At 67.5% G+C, this 18236-nt stretch carries 15 protein-coding genes; 5 read left to right on the top strand and 10 right to left on the bottom strand.

Going from position 1 to position 18236, the window contains the following annotated elements; translation table 11 throughout:
• Positions 1-741 carry an amino acid ABC transporter ATP-binding protein gene (locus QZS21_RS03715; protein ID WP_295580434.1) on the top strand — a complete coding sequence of 247 codons (741 nt, stop codon included), beginning with the start codon at positions 1-3 and terminating at the stop codon, positions 739-741.
• 40 nt (positions 742-781) lie between these two features.
• Here the strand turns inward: QZS21_RS03715 and QZS21_RS03710 are convergent, their stop codons facing one another.
• The 6 genes from QZS21_RS03710 to QZS21_RS03685 form a co-directional block, all read right to left on the bottom strand.
• Positions 782-2320 (bottom strand): hypothetical protein, encoded by a 1539-nt coding sequence (locus tag QZS21_RS03710; protein ID WP_295580432.1) that lies wholly within the window; start codon positions 2318-2320, stop codon positions 782-784.
• Positions 2317-2880 (bottom strand): RNA polymerase sigma factor, encoded by a 564-nt coding sequence (locus tag QZS21_RS03705; RefSeq protein WP_295580430.1) that lies wholly within the window; start codon positions 2878-2880, stop codon positions 2317-2319. The genes QZS21_RS03710 and QZS21_RS03705 overlap by 4 nt, the downstream gene beginning before the upstream one ends.
• Positions 2881-2996: 116 nt before the next feature.
• Positions 2997-4499 carry a glycine betaine ABC transporter substrate-binding protein gene (locus QZS21_RS03700; RefSeq protein WP_295580428.1) on the bottom strand — a complete coding sequence of 501 codons (1503 nt, stop codon included), beginning with the start codon at positions 4497-4499 and terminating at the stop codon, positions 2997-2999.
• Complete coding sequence (locus QZS21_RS03695) at positions 4496-5137, bottom strand: ABC transporter permease (RefSeq protein ID WP_295580425.1); 642 nt, start codon at positions 5135-5137, stop codon at positions 4496-4498. Before QZS21_RS03695 ends, QZS21_RS03700 begins: the two co-directional genes overlap by 4 nt.
• Positions 5134-6246, bottom strand: coding sequence for an ABC transporter ATP-binding protein (locus QZS21_RS03690; protein WP_295580423.1), 1113 nt, complete (start codon positions 6244-6246; stop codon positions 5134-5136). The genes QZS21_RS03695 and QZS21_RS03690 overlap by 4 nt, the downstream gene beginning before the upstream one ends.
• Complete coding sequence (locus QZS21_RS03685) at positions 6243-6878, bottom strand: TrkA C-terminal domain-containing protein (RefSeq protein WP_295580421.1); 636 nt, start codon at positions 6876-6878, stop codon at positions 6243-6245. The genes QZS21_RS03690 and QZS21_RS03685 overlap by 4 nt, the downstream gene beginning before the upstream one ends.
• A 237-nt stretch (positions 6879-7115) precedes the next feature.
• Between QZS21_RS03685 and QZS21_RS03680 the strand changes: the two genes are divergently transcribed.
• Together QZS21_RS03680 and QZS21_RS03675 are read left to right on the top strand one after the other, a co-directional pair.
• Positions 7116-7499 carry a helix-turn-helix transcriptional regulator gene (locus tag QZS21_RS03680; protein WP_295580419.1) on the top strand — a complete coding sequence of 128 codons (384 nt, stop codon included), beginning with the start codon at positions 7116-7118 and terminating at the stop codon, positions 7497-7499.
• A 1-nt stretch (position 7500) separates the two neighbouring features.
• Positions 7501-8169: a nitroreductase family protein gene (locus tag QZS21_RS03675; protein WP_295580416.1), complete on the top strand. Its 669-nt coding sequence runs from the start codon at positions 7501-7503 to the stop codon at positions 8167-8169.
• 452 nt (positions 8170-8621) lie between these two features.
• Here the strand turns inward: QZS21_RS03675 and QZS21_RS03670 are convergent, their stop codons facing one another.
• The 3 genes from QZS21_RS03670 to QZS21_RS03660 form a co-directional block, all read right to left on the bottom strand.
• Positions 8622-11633, bottom strand: coding sequence for an S-layer homology domain-containing protein (locus tag QZS21_RS03670; protein ID WP_295580414.1), 3012 nt, complete (start codon positions 11631-11633; stop codon positions 8622-8624).
• Between the two features lie 394 nt (positions 11634-12027).
• Entirely contained in the window at positions 12028-12258 is a 231-nt protein-coding gene (locus QZS21_RS03665) for a hypothetical protein (protein ID WP_295580412.1), read from the bottom strand.
• A gap of 34 nt (positions 12259-12292) precedes the next feature.
• Complete coding sequence (locus QZS21_RS03660) at positions 12293-13945, bottom strand: GGDEF domain-containing protein (protein ID WP_295580410.1); 1653 nt, start codon at positions 13943-13945, stop codon at positions 12293-12295.
• A gap of 275 nt (positions 13946-14220) precedes the next feature.
• Between QZS21_RS03660 and QZS21_RS03655 the strand changes: the two genes are divergently transcribed.
• Together QZS21_RS03655 and QZS21_RS03650 are read left to right on the top strand one after the other, a co-directional pair.
• On the top strand, positions 14221-14970 hold the full coding sequence (locus tag QZS21_RS03655; RefSeq protein WP_295580408.1) for a LytTR family DNA-binding domain-containing protein: 750 nt from the start codon (positions 14221-14223) through the stop codon (positions 14968-14970).
• Positions 14964-16823 (top strand): ATP-binding protein, encoded by a 1860-nt coding sequence (locus QZS21_RS03650; RefSeq protein ID WP_295580406.1) that lies wholly within the window; start codon positions 14964-14966, stop codon positions 16821-16823. The genes QZS21_RS03655 and QZS21_RS03650 overlap by 7 nt, the downstream gene beginning before the upstream one ends.
• 120 nt (positions 16824-16943) lie before the next feature.
• On the opposite strand, the gene serC is transcribed toward QZS21_RS03650, so the two are convergent.
• Positions 16944-18032, bottom strand: coding sequence for a 3-phosphoserine/phosphohydroxythreonine transaminase (gene serC, locus QZS21_RS03645; protein WP_295580404.1), 1089 nt, complete (start codon positions 18030-18032; stop codon positions 16944-16946).
• Positions 18033-18236: the final 204 nt, after the last annotated feature.

Here is an 18236-nt window from a genome sequence, read left to right as displayed (position 1 = left end):
ATGGGCGAGATGATTTTACAGGTCAACCACCTGTCCAAGTCCTTTGGCAGCAACCAGGTGCTGCGGGACATCGACTTCACCGTGGAAAAGGGCGACGTGACCTCCATCATCGGCGCCTCCGGCTCCGGCAAGAGCACGCTGCTGCGGTGCATCAACCTGCTGGAGATCCCCACCTCCGGCGAGATTCTCTACCACGGGGAGAACGTGGCGGGCCGGGGCGTCAACGCCGCCGCCTACCGCTCCCACGTGGGCATGGTGTTCCAGTCCTTCAACCTCTTCAACAACATGACGGTGCTGGACAACTGCATGGTGGGCCAGATCAAGGTGCTGAAAAAGAGCAGGGAGGCGGCCCGCCGCCACGCCCTGGAGTATCTGGAAAAGGTGGGCATGGCCCCCTACATCAACGCCAAGCCCCGGCAGATCTCCGGCGGCCAGAAGCAGCGGGTGGCCATCGCCCGGGCCCTGGCCATGGACCCGGAGGTGCTGCTGTTTGACGAGCCCACCTCCGCCCTGGACCCGGAGATGGTGGGGGAGGTGCTGGGCGTCATGCGGGCCCTGGCCCGAGAGGGCATGACCATGCTGGTGGTGACCCACGAGATGGCCTTTGCCCGGGACGTGAGCAACCACGTGGTGTACATGAACCAGGGCGTCATCTGCGAGGAGGGCTCCCCGGAGGAGGTGCTGGGCAATCCTCAGCGCCAGGAGACCCAGGACTTCCTCTCCCGCTTCCGCAGCAACTGACCAAATGGCCCCCGAAGGCATTGCCTTCGGGGGCCGCTTTTCATGGCTCCGGGGTTTGAATCGTCAGCCCGCAATGTTCCTGCGCCGGGTCCAGCACCGCCTCCCAGACGCCGCCCTCCGGGTCCAGCCCCAGGGTCTGCTCCACCAGGCGGACCTGCTCCGGGTGGGCCAGGGCCGCGGTCTGGGCGGTGAAGCGGAGGGTGGACCCCAGATAGAGGGCCAGGTCGTAGCCCTGGAGGCCCTCCCTTCCGGTGCCGGAGCCGCCGAAGTCGTAGCTGGGCTCCTTCCAGCAGCGGGCCTCCACCGCCGCGGACCCGCCCGCCGGGACGGTGACGGAGAAGGAGAGATACAGCACCCGCTTCATGGTCAGCACCTCGCCCAGAAGGTCGTCCAGCCGCCCGTCGCCGTAACGGTCCACGGGGTCCTCCGAGAGCAGGCCGTACCGGACCAGCAGCGCCGCCGCCTCCCGCTGGAACAGGCCCGGGGGGAGGAGGTCCATGGACGTCCCGTCCGCCGCGCTTCGCTGTTCCAGGTAGTCCCCGCACAGCTGGTCCAGCACCTCCGTGAGGGTGGACGTCCGCCGGGTGACGGTGCAGGTCACCCCCGCCAGCTCGTTGCCCGCCTCGCAGGCGCCGTTTTGGTAGCCCTGGAGGGCGTAGTCCCCGATGTCGTCCCCCAGCACCACCAGCATCTTGGTGTCCGGCTCCGCCCGGCGGCCGTCGGGCACGAAGTAGCTGTACCGCCGGAAGCCCCCCTCCCACTCCATGCCGTTGAAGCCGTAGGTGAGGATGGTGGTGCGGGTCTCGTCGATGGAGAGGGCGATGGCCTGGGTGGCGGCGTCAAAGTCCTCCGGCGCGGTGGAATCCGTGAAGGTGTACACCGTCACCGGCAGGTCGGGCAGCGGGTCGGGGGAGAGGGCCTGGTTGAGATAGCCGCCGTCCGCCAGCAGCGCCTGGTAGTCCGTCCAAGCGGTGGGGGAGCGGAGGTTCCAGGTGGAGCCGTCTCCCGCCCCCGCGTCCCGGAAGCTCCCGGCGTAGCCCCCCGTCACCAGCGCCGCGGCCACAGGCGCGCCGTCTGCCGTGATGTCCGGCCGGAGGGCCGCAAGCTCGCTAAGGCTCCCGGTGAAGGGGTACAGCAGCGCCGCGGTGACGTCCGATTCCGTGGAGTTGTACAGGGTGTAGCGGTCCGTCACCGCCGCGCCCCACTGGCGGAGCGTGCCGTCGGGGGCGGCGGTGGGGGAGAAGTCCCAGGTGACGGCCCGCTCCGCCGTCAGGGCGGCGTCCGGCTCCGCCGTGGTCAGGGGCAGCACCGGCCCGGCGTAGGAGAGGAAGGCGGCATTGCCGTCCGCCGGAGGCGCCTCTCCCGGCGCGGCGGACCCGGCGTTGCCGCCGCCGGTAAAGTCCAGGCCGCCCAAAGCCGCCCAGCCCGCGCCTGCGGCCAGCACCGTCAGGCAAGCGGCGGCGGCCAGCATCCGGCGCCAGGGCGTCCGCCGCTTGAAAGCGGAGGAGGCGGTACCCGCCTCCTCAATCAGGTCTGCATCCACCAGACCCAGGATGCGAAACAGCCATTCGCCCCTCATACGAAAACCCCCTCCTGTTCCAGATAGGCCCGCAGGGCCTTCCGGGTGCGGAAGAGGGAGGACTTCACCTTGCCCTCTCCGCAGCCCAGATGCCCGGCGATGTCCGCCAGTGTGTCGCCGTACCAATACCGCCGCAAAAACATGATCCGGCTCTCCTGGGGCAGCCGCCGCAAAAACGCGCTGATGAGGGCGGCGATCTCCCGGTCCTCCAGGGCGGTGTCCACCCGGTGGGGGGCGGGAACGCAGCCGTCCAGCTCCCCCAGCAGGATCTCCATGGCGTCACCGCCGCCCCGGCACTGGGCCCGGCCCTGCTTCCAGCGGTCCAGGGACAGGTTCCGGGCGATGCGGCCCAGCCAGGCCCGGAAGGCGGTGGGCCGGGAGGGCGGGATAGCGTTCCAGGTCCGCAGGTACGTGTCGTTGACGCACTCCTCCGCGTCGCCGTGGCTGCGGAGAATGTTCCAGGCGATGCCCCACAGGAAGCCGCCGTATTTTCCGGCGGTCTCTCCAATGGCCTGCTGGTCCCGCCGCCAGTACAGGTCGATGATGTCGCTGTCCTCCATGCTGCCGCCTCCTCTCTCTTTCTCACCAGTATAGACGAAAAAAACCGCCGGCGGTTGCATTTGGCGAAAAAAATTTCCGGGGGATTCCTCCCCCGGAAAATTTTGTATTCGGATGCTCAGGCGCTCAGCAGTCCCAGGCTCACCAGGAACTCCCGGGCCACCTCGTCCACGCTCCGGCCCACCACGTCCACCTGATAGGTGAGCTCCGCCATCTGCTCCGTGGGGATCTTCCCTGTCAGCTGCTCCAGAATGCCCTCCAGCTCCGGGTATCTGGCCAGCACGTCCTCCCGCACCAGGAAGGCGCCGTTGTAGTCCGGGAAGAAGCCCTTGTCGTCCTCCAGGACCTTCAGTCCCACCTTGCGGTTGAGGCCGTCGGTGGCGTAGACCACCGCCACGTCGAAGCTGCCGTTTTCAATGGCGGCGTATTTCAGCCCCTGGTCCACGGGCTTGTAGTCCTTGAATTTCAGCCCGTAGAAGTCGATAAAGGGGCCGTACTTCATGCTGCCCTCCAGGGTGAAGAACTCCTGCTCCGCGCCGAAGACCAATTGATCCGCAACGGGAATCAGGTCGCTGATGGTGCGCAGGCCGTACTGCTCCGCCAGCGCCTCCGGCACGCCGATGGCGTAGGTGTTGTCAAAGCCCAGCTGTCCCAGCAGGCGCATGCCGTATTCCTCCTGGGCGAGGTTGTTCACATAGTCGTAGATGCTCATGCCCGCCGGGACGTCGACGGTGTCCTGGTGGAAGAAGGTGGTCAGCAGCGTGCCGTCGTAGGAGATCATCAGATCGCAGGTGGGGCTGGCGCCCTCCATGGATTTGAAGTTGTTCACCTGGGACATCTGGTCCTGGATGGTCACGCTCAAATCCGTCTGGTCCTCCACCAGCATTTTGATCATGTGGTGCATGAGCTGGGTTTCGGAGTAGTCCCCGTCGTAGAGCATCAAATCGCCCGAGCTGCCGCGGCCGTAGGGCAGCAGCAGGAAGAAGGCCACCAGCAGCGCCGCCACAGGAATCCACATCTTCCGGGAGCCGCCCCGGCTCTTGCGCATCTGGTTTTCAAACCAGCCCATCAGCAGGTCCAGTACCACCGCGATGACCATGAGGACGCCGGTGGCCGCCAGAATCAGCCCCATGTTCTTCACCCGGATGGCCTGGGTGATGACGCCGCCCAGGCCGCCGCCGCCCACGAAGGCCGCGAACACGGCGGTGCCGATGGCGTTCACCACGGCGATGCGGATGCCGGTGAACACGGTGGGGAAGGCCAGGGGGAACTCCACCATCAAAATCCGGTAGGGCTTGCTCATGCCCATGCCCCGGGCGGACTCCTTCACGCCGGGGTCCACCTCCTGGAGGCCCAGGCAGGTGTTGCGCACGATGGGGAGCAGGGAGTAGAGGGTGATGCCCACGATGACCGTCAGCTTCCCGGGGTGGAGCACCACCATGATGATGCCCAGCAGCGCCAGGGAGGGGATGGTCTGCAGCAGGTCCACAACCCGCAGAATCACGCCCCGGGCCCGGGGGGACACGTAGGCCCAGATGCCCAGGGGCAGGCCCACGGCGATAGAGAGGATGCCGGCGGCCAGCACGATGAACAGGTGCTGAAAAATCAGGTCCCAGCTCATTTGGCCACCTCCTTCTGCAGGCCCCGGGGCGTGACCTTCTTTTGAATCAGGTCAATCACTGCGCCGAAGGCGATGGCCAGGATGGCCGCCGGGATGGCGCCCAGAAGGATGAGGGTGTTGTTGTCGGAGGCGGTGCCCTGGTAGACGAAGTTCCCCAGGCCGCCCAGGCCGATCATGGCGGCCAGCACCGCCCAGGAGACCGTGTAGATGGCGGCCATCCGCAGCCCGGCGATGATGGTGGGCATGGCCAGGGGCAGCTCCACCTTCACCAGGGTCTGAAAGCGGGACATGCCGCAGCCCTTGGCGGCCTCGATGTACCGCTCCTCCACGCCCAGGATGCCGGTGTAGGTGTTTTTCAGTACCGGGAACATGGCGTAGGCCGCCAGGGCCACGATCACCGTGGGCAGGATATCGCCCCACCAGATGAAGAGCACGCCGATGAACACCAGGCCGGGGATGGTCTGGAAGATGGACAGGATGGGCAGCACGACGCCGGACCACTTGGGCACCCGGGAGAGGAGGACGCCCCCCAGCAGTCCCGCCGCGAAGCCGATGGCCACGGAGACCAGCACGTACGCCGTGTGCTCGCCGATGCGGGCCAGCAGGTCGGCGCCGTACATGTCGATGAGGGCCCTCATTTTGCGTCCCCCCACAGGTTCTCCGCCACCGACCGGGCCACGCTGGTCTTGGTCACGATGCCCGCGATGGTGTCGTCCTCGTTCAGGACCACCACGTAGTTAGCGCCGGATTCCAATAAGTAGTCGAAGGACTCCTTGGCCTCGTCTCCCACCCGGACGGTCCGGGCGGTCTCCCGGATCAGAGGCTCAATGCTGGTGAGGCCCTGGCCCCAGTGGCGGATGTCGCCGATGGAGACGGTGCCGGCATAGTGCCCGGCCTCGTCGGTAACCAGGAGGGTGTCCACGCTGCTGCGGGCCATGCGCTCCGCGCACTCCAGCACGCCCCGGTTCTTCTTCACGCTGAGGACGTTGGTGCGCATGAAGTTCTCCACGGTGGAGGGGGCGGGGGCGTCGGGGGTGTGCTTGCCCAGGAAGTTGCGGACCAGGTCGTTGGCGGGGTGCTCCAGCATCTCCTCGGGGGAGGCCATCTGCACGATTTCGCCGCTCTCCATGAAGATGATGACGTCCGCCAGCTTCAGCGCCTCGCCCATGTCGTGGCTGACGAAGACGATGGTCTTGTTCAGCTTCTGCTGGATGTTCTTCACCTCGTCCTGGAGGATTTCCCGGGTCATGGGGTCCAGGGCGGAGAAGGGCTCATCCATCAGCACGATGGGGGGGGAGGCCGCCAGGGCCCGCAGCACGCCGATGCGCTGCTGCTGGCCGCCGGAGAGCTCGGAGGGATACTTGTCCGCGTAGTCCTCCATGTGGACCATTTTCAGCATATCCCGCACAATGGCATCGCACTTGGCCTTGTCGTATTTCAAGAGCTTGGGGACCACGCAGATGTTCTGGGCTACAGTCATGTTGGGGAACAGGCCGATCTGCTGGATCACGTAGCCGATGTGGCGCCGCAGCTCCACCCGGTCGGTGGTGCGGATGTCCTTGCCGTCGATGGACACCGTGCCGCTGTCGGGCTCCAGCAGGCGGTTGATCATTTTCATGGTGGTGGTCTTGCCGCATCCGGACGGGCCGATGAGGACCACGAACTGCCCATCTTGGATGGTGAAGTTCAGGTCCTTGAGGATGGGTGTCTTTCCGTAGCTCTTGCACACCTGTTCAAACTGAATCATAGGGCCTCCTTTGCAGTAATCAGGTTGTGGGCGGCCTCCGCGGCGGAGGGGGTGCCCACTAGGACGATCACATCTCCGGCGAACAGCTCCGCGTAGGGACCGGGGGAGAGAATCACGGTCTGGCCCCGCCGGATGGCCACGATGGTGCCGCCGGTGGACTGCCAGAATTTCAGGGCCCCAATGCTCTTGCCGATGAGGGGGGAGTCCTTGGGGACGGGGACCTCGTAGTTGGGAAAGGGCTCGTTGGCGGCGGCGAAGGTGTCCCGGCTCTTCACCAGGGCGGTGACGGTGTCCGTCAGGCGGCGGCTCAGATCCCCGTACTCCGCCAGCAGCTCCTTGAGCTGTTTGCGCAGGTAGTGGACGTCGGTCCCCTCCTCGAAGAGCTGGATGTAGCGCCGGGCGCTGTCGGCGGAGAGGACCACCGCCCCGCTCTGGGGCTTGACCTCCACCACCTTCATGTCCGCCAGCAGCCGCAGGGCCCGGCGGATGGTTTCCGGGGAGACGTTGTACTCCGAGGACATGACGGAGCGGCCGTAGATGCGGCTGCCCTCCGGCAGGTCTCCCCGTGCGATGCGGCCCGCCAGGTCCAGCGCAATCTGGAGGTACTGGGACGGGACCACGGTTTGCTGCATGGATGGCCACCACCTTTCGCAGTTGATAGAGGTATTATACACTGACAACTCATAAAAGTAAATAGGGATGGCAGTTAAAATTTTGTGAACAAATTGCGAAAACCCATCAGGACGGGAAAAAGGCGGGAGGAATAGGACAAATTTGTGCGGAGGGAAAAGCGGCTCCATTTTCTTTCCCAATGGGACAGCGGCCGGGTTGTGTGGTATACTAAGGGAAAAATGCGGGGAGGCGAAGCGGTGGAAGTGTGCAGGGAGTGTGTGGAGCAGCGGTCGGCGCTGGCGGCGGAGTTTGAGCCGCTGGGGGCGCTGTTCGCGGCCCTGGGGGAGGGCAACCGCCAGCGGGTGCTGCTGGCGCTGCTGACGTGCCGTCAGGTGGGGCTGCGGACGGAGGAGCTGGCGGAGCGGACCCACCTCTCCCGCCCGGCGGTGTCCCGGCACCTGCGGCTTCTGCGGGAGGTGGGGGCCGTGGCGGTGTACCGCCAGGGCACCCGGAATTACTACTATCCCAACGCCGAGGCGGACTGCTGGCGGCGGTTGCGGACGCTGGCGGGGCACATCTGCGACGTGGTGGACTCCGCCGCGGAGGAGGGGTATCCCCATTTTGAAGAGGAGGCGTTCTGAGATGGATGGAATGGAGATCATGGAGCGGCGCCATTCGGTGCGGCAGTACGAGGACTGCCCGCTGGCGGAGGCGGCGGTGGAGGCCCTGGCGGCGGAGATCGCCGCCTGCAACCGGGAGGGCGGGCTCTCCATCCAGCTGGCGCTGGAGGAGCCGGCGGCCTTCACCGGCCTGCTGGCAAAGTACGGCAGCTTCCGGGGTGTGCGGAACTACCTGGTCCTGGCGGGGCCCAAGGGGCCGGATTTGGAGGAGCGGGCGGGCTATTACGGAGAGCGGCTGGTGCTGCTGGCGGAACGGCTGGGGCTGAACACCTGCTGGGTGGGCGCCACCTACCGCAAGGGAAAGTGCCGCTGCACGCTGGGGCCGGGGGAGAAGCTGGTCTGCGTGGTGGCGCTGGGCTATGGCGCCGTCCGGGGAAAGCCCCACAAGAGCAAGCCCCTGACGGCGGTCTGCGCCGGGCCGGAGCCCTGGCCGGAGTGGTTCCGGCGGGGCGGGGAGGCGGCGCTGCTGGCCCCCACCGCCCTCAACCAGCAGAAATTCCGCCTGACCCTGGAGGAGGGCGGCGCCGTCCGGGCGGTGTCCACCGGCGGCGCCTATTCCAAGGTGGACCTGGGAATCGTGAAATACCACTTCGAGCTGGGCGCCGGCGGGGCCGCCTTCGCCTGGAGATGAAAAAAGAGCGCATATGCGCTCTTTTTTCTTGTTGCTTAGAACCTGGGACTGCCGAAATTCCCCGCCGCGGCGGCCCGGGGAGTGGCGCTGGCGGAGGGCTCGCGCTTCTTCCCGGACCTGGCGGCGGCGGGTCAGGCCCGGCTGGAGGCGCTGCTGTCTCCCGCCGTTCCGGGGCGGCTGGAAGAGACAGGGCAGACCCTGGCCCGGCGGCCGGAGCGGTTCCCCACGGGGACGGCTATCCGGTGGACGTGGTGCGCTGCGCCGGGGGCATCCCCGGCGGCCGGAGCGATCCTCTACGGGGACGGGCTGCCTGATGGACACGGCAGGAGGCATTGACGCCCTGGGAATCGGCTGGACCGGCTGTCCCCGGCGGGGCAGACCCGTTCTACGGCCCCTCCCGGCGAGGGGCCGAACAGCCGTCCCGCCGGAGAGGTGCCGATGGTGGGTATCGCTTATTTCACCGCCGCGGTCACAAACCGCTCCAAAATGGCCGCGACCTGTGCCCGGGTGGCGGTGCCGATGGGGTTCAGGGTGCCGTCGGCGCCGCCCTGGAGGATGCCTGCGCCGCAGGCCCACTGGAGGGCGGGCATGGCCCACTCCCCGGCCCTGTCGATGTCGGTGAAGGAGAGCATGTTGGTGTTCTCCCCCGGGTCAACGTCGAGCCCGTCGTATTGGGCGTAGTTCCAGAGCATGACCGCCAGCTCCTGGCGGGTGATGGCCCGGTCCCCGCGGAACAGCCCGCCGCCGGTGCCGGAGGCGATGCCGTTTTCAGCGGCCCAGGCCACGCCGCCGGCGCACCAGCTTCCGGCCTCCACGTCGGTGAAGGGGACCGCGCCCGCGTCGGGCGTCCCGTCCAGGCGGTGGAGCACGGTGGCGAACATGGCCCGGGTCATGGACCGCTCCGGGGTGAAGATCTGGGGCGCGGTGCCCTGGAACAGCTCCCGGGCGCCGGTGAAGTCGGCGGACTCCGCCGCCCAGTGGCCGTCCATATCGGTAAAGAGGCCCGCCCGGGTCTCCACCCGCAGCTTGGCGTCGCCGTCCAGGCGGACGTACACCCTGCCGGCCTCCACCAGGGAGTAGGCCACCGGTTCCTCGGTGCCGTCGGGGAGGAGGCGCAGCACCACCGTGCCGTCGTTCACCGGGAAGGAGACCGCCACAGGGGCAGCCGCATTGCCGGGGAGGTGCACCGTGGCGGCGGCGTCGCCGGTCTTGGGGATGTCGGCGCGGATCTGGGTGCCGTCCGGGCGCTGCTCGGTGTAGGTTTTGTCCCCCTGGGCGGTGGTGGCCGTCTCGGTTTTCCCGCCGTCGGGGGTGGTGACGGTCTCCGTCTGGGAGCCGTCCTTCTTCGTCTCCACCACGGTTTTCGTGCCGCCGGGGGCCTTGGTGGTCTCGGTGACGGCGCCGGTCACGCGGTTGGTGACGGTGGTCGTGGTGGAGCCGTCCGCGTTGGTGGTGGTGCTGGTGGCGGTATTGGAGCCGCCGCCACCGCCGCCTCCGCCGGAGGGGGAGACGGGGGTGTAGCCCACGGCGTAGGTGGAGAACTTGCTGGCGTAGACGTGGAGATAGCCGCCCGCCGTGTCGGCCCAGAATGTGCCGTCCTCTGGCGTGTCCGGCGCGCCGGGCAGGGCGGTGAGGGCCGCCGCCTGGGCGCCGTGCTTGCGGTAGACCGTCACATCCCGCTTATTCGTGAAGTCGTAGGGCAGCACCAGCTCCAAAACCACGAGGTTGCTGTCGCCCAAATCAATTTTGACGCCGTCCGTGTACAGGAACGAGAGGGAGAGGTCCCAATAGGCCAGCGTTCTGCCCCCGGCCAGGTTGCCAATGTCCCCCTTGTCCGCCGGGTCGTCCACGGCCTGGACCGTCAGGCGCACCACGCCGAAATCTGCTGGGCTAGGATAATCATATCCCGCCGCGATCTCCTCCAGGCCGCCCACGGCCACGGGGGGCGTGTTGGGCTGGATCTGCACCTCGCTGTTCACGCCGCCGTCCCACCAGTGCAGATTCACGTTCGTCAGGTTGCGGTCCTTGACGGTCACAAGCATCGTGTTCGTCAGTTCCGCTGGCTCACCGGAGCCGCCCGCCATGACGGCCACAATGTTGTAGATCCCCGGCTTCACGCCGGTAAAGCTGTACCCCTCCGACAGCGAAAACGGTTGTTCCTGAAGCACCGCCCCGTTTTGAATCAGGCGGACGGTGCCTGCAATATTGGCGTTGGTCGTTTGATGATTCACCATGCCGGAGATGCTGTACAGGAGCGCGGCGCCCTTGGTCCGCATCTTGATGGCGCCGTTCTCAAAATAGGCGATCTTGTCCGCCGCGCCGGGGCCGGTGAGGTGAAGGCGGGGCACGTCGCCGCTGATTGCGTTCGTGGCGATCACGTCGCCCGCCGCCGCGCCGTCGGGCAGCACCGTGAACACGCTGGCCCCCGTCGTCAGGACACCCAGCGCAAAGGTGTCCACGCCGTTGGTGACGGGGGTGTCGGCGTCGGGTTTGGTGTTGAGGACGATACCCTTGCCCTCGCCGCCGATCTTGACGCTGCCGCTCACGGAGACGGAGGAGCTCGTCCCTGCGGGAGCGGTGCCGCCATACACATATCCGCCGCCGTAGACGTTGCCGCTGACCGTGGCGCTGCCGGAGATGCGCAGGCTGGCCCCGCCGGTGACGGTGCTGATGGCTCCGGGGTTGGATGCCAGGCCCCCGCCGTAGACGTTCTTCACGGTGCCGCCGGAGATGCGCACGTCGGTGGTGCCCACGGTGGCGGTTCCTTGAGAAGTCCACCCGCCGCCGTAGAGGAAGGAGGTGACCTGGCCGCCCGTCACGGTGACGGCGGCGGTCCCGGTCACATGGGCGGAGCCGCCGGACCTCGCCGCGTTGCCGCCGCCGTAAACCTCTCCGGCCTTGGCGGAGCCGCCGATGGAGATGGAAGTGGTGCCGCCGATGTTGGCGGTGGCTTCGGCGGATGCAACGCCGCCGCCGTAGATGCCCCACACTTCGCCGCCGGCGGCCTGGATGGTCGTGCTGCCGGTGACGTCGGCGGTGGCGCCGTAGATGTCCGCATGTCCGCCGCCGTAGAGGTTGCCCACGTAGCCGCCCAGCAGGGTGATCCGGGTGTCTCCATCCAGGTCGTCGTTGTGGCGGCCGCCGTAGACACTCCAGGCGCTGGACGAGAGATTGGCGCCGTCCTCCGGGGCGCCGGTAATCCCCAGGGCGTTGAGGGACGGGTCCACATCCGGGTCCAGCACGCCGTCCCGGTCCGCGTCCAGGTAGATGGTGGTGCTGGTTTTGCTGTCGCCGTCGATGATCAGCGGCGCGCCGTTGGCGTAGATGGTCGTCCCCTCCACGGTGGGCCGGGGACCGTCCCAGCTCGGCCCCGCCGGTGCGCCGATGCGGACGGTGAAATCAATGGTGAAGGAGCGTTCCCAGTTTCCGGGACTGTCGGCACGCACCCAGTTTGGATAGTACAAGGCTCCCTCAATGAAAATAGAGGGCATGACCTCCACTGAAACGGTTACGGTACTGTTTGCCGGGAGGCTGACCGGATATTGATACGTATTGCTGATAGAGCGTACGGAAATAGGGCTGAAGGAGTAGTCTCCATGGATGTCTTGCAGCTCAATGGTCTTTGCTTCTAACAGCTTTTTAATATTGGCCTTCAAAGCGGTATGGTCCTCGTTGTAGTCCACCTGGACCGTGGTGCCGCCCCGATGTAAGGCGTCTTCTCCACCGCCCGCGCCGGGGCGGGCAGCAGGGCCAGCAGAAGACAGGCGGCCATGGCCGAGGCCAGGACGCGGCGCGCGGCGTGCAGCCCTCGGCTGCGCCGTAGCAGTTGTTTCAGCATTTCTCCACTCCTCCTGAGATTCAGTCAATTTGTTTGTTTGGCCAGCAGCAGATCCCCACGTCCAGGGGCACCACCTCCTTTAAGCGGAAATCCGCGTAGATGCAGTACCAGCACTCCCGGTCCTCCGGCAGCGCGGCGGAGCGGGGCGTGAACGTCGGGCAGAGCTGCCCCGGCCAGACGCTGCCCCCCACCCGGGGCGCTTTCAGCGGGCGGGCCTCGGCGGGCCTGCCGCCGTTTGGAAACGCGCACATGGCGGTCTCCCTCCTTTGCGGGCGTGATGGGGACTCAGGAACTGTCCCCGCTGTGGGCCTCCTTCCACCGGCGCTTGTCCTCGTACATCCGGGCGTCGGCCCGGGAGAGGAGCTTTGCCAGGGTGTCCCCCGCCGAGAATTGGAAGCGGTCGTACCCTACGGCGATGTGCAGGCCGGGGGGATGGGCGGCGGCGCGGCGGGCCATGCCCTCCTCCAGCCGGGTGCGGACCTCCCGCAGGGCGGTCTCCGGCTGGTCGAAGAGCAGCACGGCGAACTCGTCCCCGCCCACGCGGTAGACGGTGGCCTCCCGCCCGGCGGCGGATTCCAGAAGCTGGGCGGCGTCCTGAATCAGGGCGTCCCCGGCGGCGTGGCCCAGGGCGTCGTTGGTCTCCTTCAGGTTGTTGATGTCGGCGGAGAGGCACCAGATGGAGGAGTAGCCCGCCAGCTTCCCCTGGAGCGCCTGGAGGGCGGCCTCAAACGCCGCGCGGTTGGCAAGGCCGGTGAGGGCGTCGGTATAGGCCATGTGCTGGTAGGTGCGGGAGCGGAGATAGCTCTCGTAATAGCGCAGGTTCTGCCGCAGCAGGTAGCCGGTCTGGAGCAGCAGAAACACCAGCACGCCGAGTTGGAACACGGCCGCCTTCTGGTAGAACACCGGCAGGTAGAAGCGGAAGATGTCCGCCAACGCCCCCGCCACCACCGGGGAGAAGGAGAGCAGCGGCCACCACTGGCCGCCCTTCCCCAGCCCCGCCGAGACCAGCGCCAAGAGCAGCAGCAGCGCCGACGCGGCCATCAGGGTGTGGGTGAGGGCCAGGCCCCGGCGCAGCTCCCAGTTCCAGAGGAGGTGCCCCAGCGCCTGGCCGGCGAAGTTGAGGAAGAGGAGGCAGCAGTCCGCCGCCAGCAGCACCCGGAACCGGGCCGTGCACACCTCTGCCGCCACCGCCAGCAGGGGGATGGGCAGCAGCGCGAACAGCAGAAATTCCAATAGGTAGACGGGATAGGGGTCCGGCGCGAAGAGGTGGACGGTGTCGGTGATGATGAGGGAGTACAGGGAGAACACCAGGGCGAACAGGCCGATATGCAGGAAGCTGGCCTGGAAGGTCTGGGCGTCCTCCCCGTGGGCGGCCACCGTGCACAGCGCCTCCAGCCCGCAGATCAGCAGAAACAGGCCGAAGCAGAAGATGGCAGCGGTGATGAGCAGGATGGGCAGTTCCTCTGCAACCATGCCGTACACCAGCCCGCCCTGGGAGCCCACCCGGGGGGCGGAGATCTCGTAGGGGACGCCCTGGCCCAGAAGGGGCGCGGCCTCCAGGCGCAGCGTGCCGCCGCCGTCGGGCAGGGGCAGCAGGGTGAACACCTTGCCCAGGGTCTTCTCACTCCCCTCCGGGCGGCAGAGGCAGTCCCCCAGGGCCTCGCCGTTCCACAGCAGGCGGATGTTCTGGTACTTGGCGTAGAAGAGCAGGTACCGGGGGGCGCCGTCCCCCGGGGGGAGGACGGTCTCCAGGCCGTAGCCCTCCGGCTGGTAGGCCTGCTTGACGGGGAGGGTGACGGGGGTGCCGCCGTCGTCCGTCCAGCCGCTGTCCAGCAGCGCCGCGTCCGGCGTCAGCAGCAGGCACGGGCCGCCGCCCCGGGCGGCCAGCAGCACCGCCAGAAGAAGCGCCGCCGATAGGGCGGTCAGCAGCAGAATCAAGAGCCTGGAGCGATGCGGGCTCCGCCCGCGGGTCCGCAGCCGCATCGGCGTTTTCCCCCTTTCCACGTGGTTTCCGGGCCCGGAAACCGCTGGGGGGGACCCAGTCCCCCCAGCGCAATACGTCTTTGCACCGGACGCTTGACAGGTCCGGGCGCTTTTGCTACTGTTATTTTAACGAAACAGGGCGGGCTTGTGGGTCATAATGCGGATTTTGTATCATTTTACGCAAAATCTGCGCGGGCGCCCAAAACAGCCGCCGGACAGGGGAGAGCGCCATGTTCCATATTGTACTTTGTGACGACGAGGCGGAGGAGCGGGCCCGCATCGGGGACCTGCTGCGGGCCTACCTCGCAACCCGGCCCGGCCTGGCGGCGTCCCGGCTGACGGTGACTGCCTCCGGGGCGGAGCTGCTGGATCTGGCGGAGCGGGGGGCGGACTTCGACCTCTACGTGCTGGACATCCTCATGCCCGGGCTGTCGGGCATCGAGCTGGGATTGAAGCTGCGGGAGCTGGGCAGGGACGCGCCCATCGTCTACCTCTCCGTCTCGCCGGACTACGCGGTGGACTCCTACCTGGCCCAGGCGTTCTACTACCTGCTCAAGCCGGTGGACCGGCCGCGGCTGTTCGGGGTGCTGGACCAGGCGGCGGCGCTGCTGGAGAAGCGGCGGTCCGCCGCCGTGCAGGTCCGGACCCGGGGCGGGGTGCGGCTTTTGCAATTGGATGAAATCCTCTATACGGAGCTGGCAAACCGCGCCGCCCGGTACTATCTCGCCGGCGGGGAGGCGGTGGACAGCGTGACCCTCCAGGGTTCGTTTCTCTCCGCGGTGGAGCCGCTGCTGGCGGACCCGCGGTTTGTGCTGTGCGGGTCCAGCTTTGCGGTGAATCTCCACTATGTCACCGCCGTGGACCGGGGGGAACTGACGCTGCGGGGCGGCCGCCGCGTGCCGCTGTCCCGGAGGCTGTCTACCCAGGTGAAAAAGCGTTGGGGCGATTACTGGCTGAGGGGGGGCGACGGGCCGTGCTGACCCCCCATGCCTGCGGGGGGCGGCGGATGCCGGTGTGGGCGCCGGTGCTCCTCTATCTGGTACTGGCCGCGGCGGTGCTGGCGCTGTTCCACACCTACACCGTGACGGACGCGGAGCAGGTGTGCCTGACCCCGATGTTCACCGACGACAGGGGCTGGGACATCTACCGCCTGGACGAGGCGGGCGGGCGCCTTCCGCTCACCCCCAGGGAGGCGGCGGAGACCGCCGGCACGGTGTATCTCTCCCGGGTGCTGGACCCCGCCTATGAGGCGGCGGGCTATACCACCCTGGAGCTGGACGGGCCGGTGAGCGTCTTTCTGGACGGAGAACTGCTCTACACCACCGCCCCCGGCTCCGGGGACCGGGCGGAGCGGGTGGCGCTGCCCGGGCGCTACGAGGTCCCGGCCGCCGGGGAGATTCCCCGGCTCACCCTGCCCCCCGGCTACGGCGGCAGGACGCTGACACTGACCTTTGGGCGGGGGGCCGACTCCTACGGGACGCCAGGGGTAATCCTCTCCAGCCGGGCGGTGGAGACCACCCTCACCGCCGTGCAGGCCAACTGGCTGGGAATGCCTGCCGCGGCCTACATGACCGCCGCCTTTTTGCTGCTGGGACTGCTGCTCTACGGCGGGGCACAGGGCCGGTGGGACTGGCCCATGCTGCTGCTTACCCTGGCGGCGGCGCTCCAGGCGTTCTACCAGCTCCGGGAATACGGCATCCGGCTCACATATCAATCCGCCTTGGACATCCCCGCGGCGGCGCTGATTCCGCCCCTCTTTGTGGCGCTGCCCGTGGGGTATCTCCTCCACCGGATGGAGGGCGGCCACCGGCGGCGCCGGGCGGCGCTGGTGCTGCTGCCCGTGGCCGCTGCGCTGCTGCCGCCCCTGCTTTACGTGCTGGGGCTGTCCATGCCCGGCCCCCTCTATACGCTGGGCAGCCAGGCGCTCTACCTCTCCGTGGCCGCCGTGCTGGTGTGCGCCGCCCGGGAGGCACGGAGCGGGAACCGGGCGTTCCAGGAGTTCCTGGCCGGGCTGGGGGCGCTGCTGGGGACGCTGGCCGTGGCCTGCCTGCTCTCCCGCCGCCTGGCCGGGGCGGTGGCTGTCCTGCTGGACAGGGCGGTTCACGGCGACTACGCCCGGCTCCTCTACTGGTGCGGCGCGGTGCTGTTTCCGCTGTGCGCCGCCATGAGCGTGGGCGAGGCCATCCGGCGTGCGGCGGAGAGCCGGGTTCAGGCGGACATCCTCTCCACCCAGGTGTCCGCCCTGGAGGGGCGGCTGGAGACCGCCCGGGCTGCCGACGAGGCCATCCGCATCGAGCGGCACGACCTGCGCCACAGGCTCCAGACGGTGGCCGCGCTGGTGGAGAAAGGGGAGAGCGCCGAGGCCCTGGCCTATATCGGCGCGTCCCAGGCGCGCCTGGACGAGCTGCGGCCGGAGCGCTGGTGCCGGAATCCCGTGCTGGACGCCATTTTGGCCTCCTACTTCCAGCAAGCCCGGCGGCAGGGGATCGCGGTGGAGGCCAGCCTGGCCATTCCGGACGAGCTGCCGGTGGACCCGGCGGAGCTGTCCACCGTGTTTGCCAACGCCCTGGAAAACGCCATCCACGCCTGCGCGGCGGTTCCGGCGGGGGAGCGGCGGATCGTCTGCAAGTGCATCCACCGGCCCCAGCTCATGCTCGAGGTGGCCAACACCTGTGCGGGGGAGGTCCCGCTGGGCGCGGACGGCCTGCCCGTGGCCGGGCGCCGGGGCCACGGGCTGGGCACCCGCTCCATCGCCGCCTTCTGCGAAAAGCACGGCGCCGTCTGCTCCTGCCGGGCGGCGGACGGCTGGTTCCGGCTGCGGGTGGTGTTGTGAGCCCTTTGGCGGCCCCGCCGGAGAGAATGCCCGCGCCGGGGCAACAGAAAAAGCACAACTCTTTCGAGTTGTGCTTTTTCGTTCGGCGATACAGGTTGTTCCGGTCGTCCCGGGGCGGCGTCAAGCATGCTCCGCCTCGTACCGCCGCAAAAAGGCCACCAGGGCCTCCACGCCCTCTTTGGGCATGGCGTTGTAGATGGAGGCCCGCAGCCCGCCCACGCTCTTGTGACCCTTCAGGTTGTCGAACCCGGCGGCCTTGGTGGCGGCCACCACGTCGGCGTCCTGCTCCTTGCTGGGGGTGACGAAGGGCACGTTCATGAAGGACCGGTCCTCCTTGCGGACGGCGCCGGTGAAAAAGCGGCTGCTGTCCAGGAAATCGTAGAGGACGGCGGCCTTCTCCGCGTTCCGCCGGGCCATGGCCTCCAGCCCGCCGTTTGCCAGCAGGTAGCGGAACACCTTCCCGCAGCAGTAGATGGACCAGCAGTTGGGGGTGTTGTAGAGGGAGTCGCTCTCGGCGTGGGTCTGGTAGCGGAGGTAGGTGGGGACGAAGGCGGGCAGGTCCTCCCGGATCAGGTCCTCCCGGATGATGACCACCGCCATGCCGGCGGGGCCCACGTTCTTCTGGACCCCCGCCCAGATGAGGCCGTACCGGCTGACGTCGCAGGGCCGGGAGAGGAACATGGAGGACTGGTCCGACACCAGCACCTTGCCCTGGGTGTTGGGCAGGTGGAAGAAGGTGGTGCCGTTGATGGTCTCGTTTTCGCAGATGTACACGTAGTCCGCCCGCTCCGGAATGTCCAGGGCAGAGCAGTCGGGGATGTAGGAGAAGTTCTTGTCGGCGGAGGAGGCCGCGATCTGCACTTCGCCGTACTTCTTCGCCTCCGCGATGGCCTTTTTGGACCAGGCGCCGGTCTCCACATAGCAGGCCAGGCCGTTTTTCATCAGGTTCATGGGTACCATGGCGAATTCCACCGTGCCGCCGCCCTGGATGAAGAGGACCTTGTAGTTGTCGGGAATGTGCATCAGCTTGCGCAGGTCGGATTCCGCCTCGTCCCGAATCTGCTGGAACACCTTGGAGCGGTGGCTCATCTCCATGACGCACATGCCGCTTCCGCGGTAGTTCATCATCTCGGCGGCGATCTCCTCCAGCACCTCCTCCGGCATCATGGCCGGGCCGGCGGAGAAATTATAAGTGCGGCCGTATTTCATCGTCTGTCTCCTCCATTGTGGTTGGGGGTTGCGGGTGCAGCCCCGGTTATTTCCCCAGTATACGCCAGGGCGGGGACGGAATCAACCGAAAAACCGTTTTTTTGCATCCAAACCGCCGGGGACGGATTGATGGGAATCTGTTGAAATTTTACGAAGTCTTAACTATAATAGAGATGTGTGTGAAAAGACGCGGGGGCGTCGCCC

It is taken from the genome of uncultured Oscillibacter sp. (assembly GCF_900544955.1).
In the GTDB taxonomy this organism is placed as follows: Bacteria; Bacillota; Clostridia; order Oscillospirales; family Oscillospiraceae; genus Oscillibacter.
Note: the sequence above shows the minus strand (reverse complement) of the source record. Positions and strands in the feature narration are given on the sequence as shown.

Excerpts from the sequence above, each read along its gene's own strand:
- QZS21_RS03715 (WP_295580434.1), top strand. The coding sequence starts at position 1 with ATGGGCGAGATGATTTTACAGGTCAACCACCTGTCCAAGTCCTTTGGC.
- QZS21_RS03710 (WP_295580432.1), bottom strand. The coding sequence starts at position 2,320 with ATGAGGGGCGAATGGCTGTTTCGCATCCTGGGTCTGGTGGATGCAGAC.
- QZS21_RS03705 (WP_295580430.1), bottom strand. The coding sequence starts at position 2,880 with ATGGAGGACAGCGACATCATCGACCTGTACTGGCGGCGGGACCAGCAG.
- QZS21_RS03700 (WP_295580428.1), bottom strand. The coding sequence starts at position 4,499 with ATGAGCTGGGACCTGATTTTTCAGCACCTGTTCATCGTGCTGGCCGCC.
- QZS21_RS03695 (WP_295580425.1), bottom strand. The coding sequence starts at position 5,137 with ATGAGGGCCCTCATCGACATGTACGGCGCCGACCTGCTGGCCCGCATC.
- QZS21_RS03690 (WP_295580423.1), bottom strand. The coding sequence starts at position 6,246 with ATGATTCAGTTTGAACAGGTGTGCAAGAGCTACGGAAAGACACCCATC.
- QZS21_RS03685 (WP_295580421.1), bottom strand. The coding sequence starts at position 6,878 with ATGCAGCAAACCGTGGTCCCGTCCCAGTACCTCCAGATTGCGCTGGAC.
- QZS21_RS03675 (WP_295580416.1), top strand. The coding sequence starts at position 7,501 with ATGGATGGAATGGAGATCATGGAGCGGCGCCATTCGGTGCGGCAGTAC.
- QZS21_RS03665 (WP_295580412.1), bottom strand. The coding sequence starts at position 12,258 with ATGTGCGCGTTTCCAAACGGCGGCAGGCCCGCCGAGGCCCGCCCGCTG.
- QZS21_RS03655 (WP_295580408.1), top strand. The coding sequence starts at position 14,221 with ATGTTCCATATTGTACTTTGTGACGACGAGGCGGAGGAGCGGGCCCGC.
- serC (WP_295580404.1), bottom strand. The coding sequence starts at position 18,032 with ATGAAATACGGCCGCACTTATAATTTCTCCGCCGGCCCGGCCATGATG.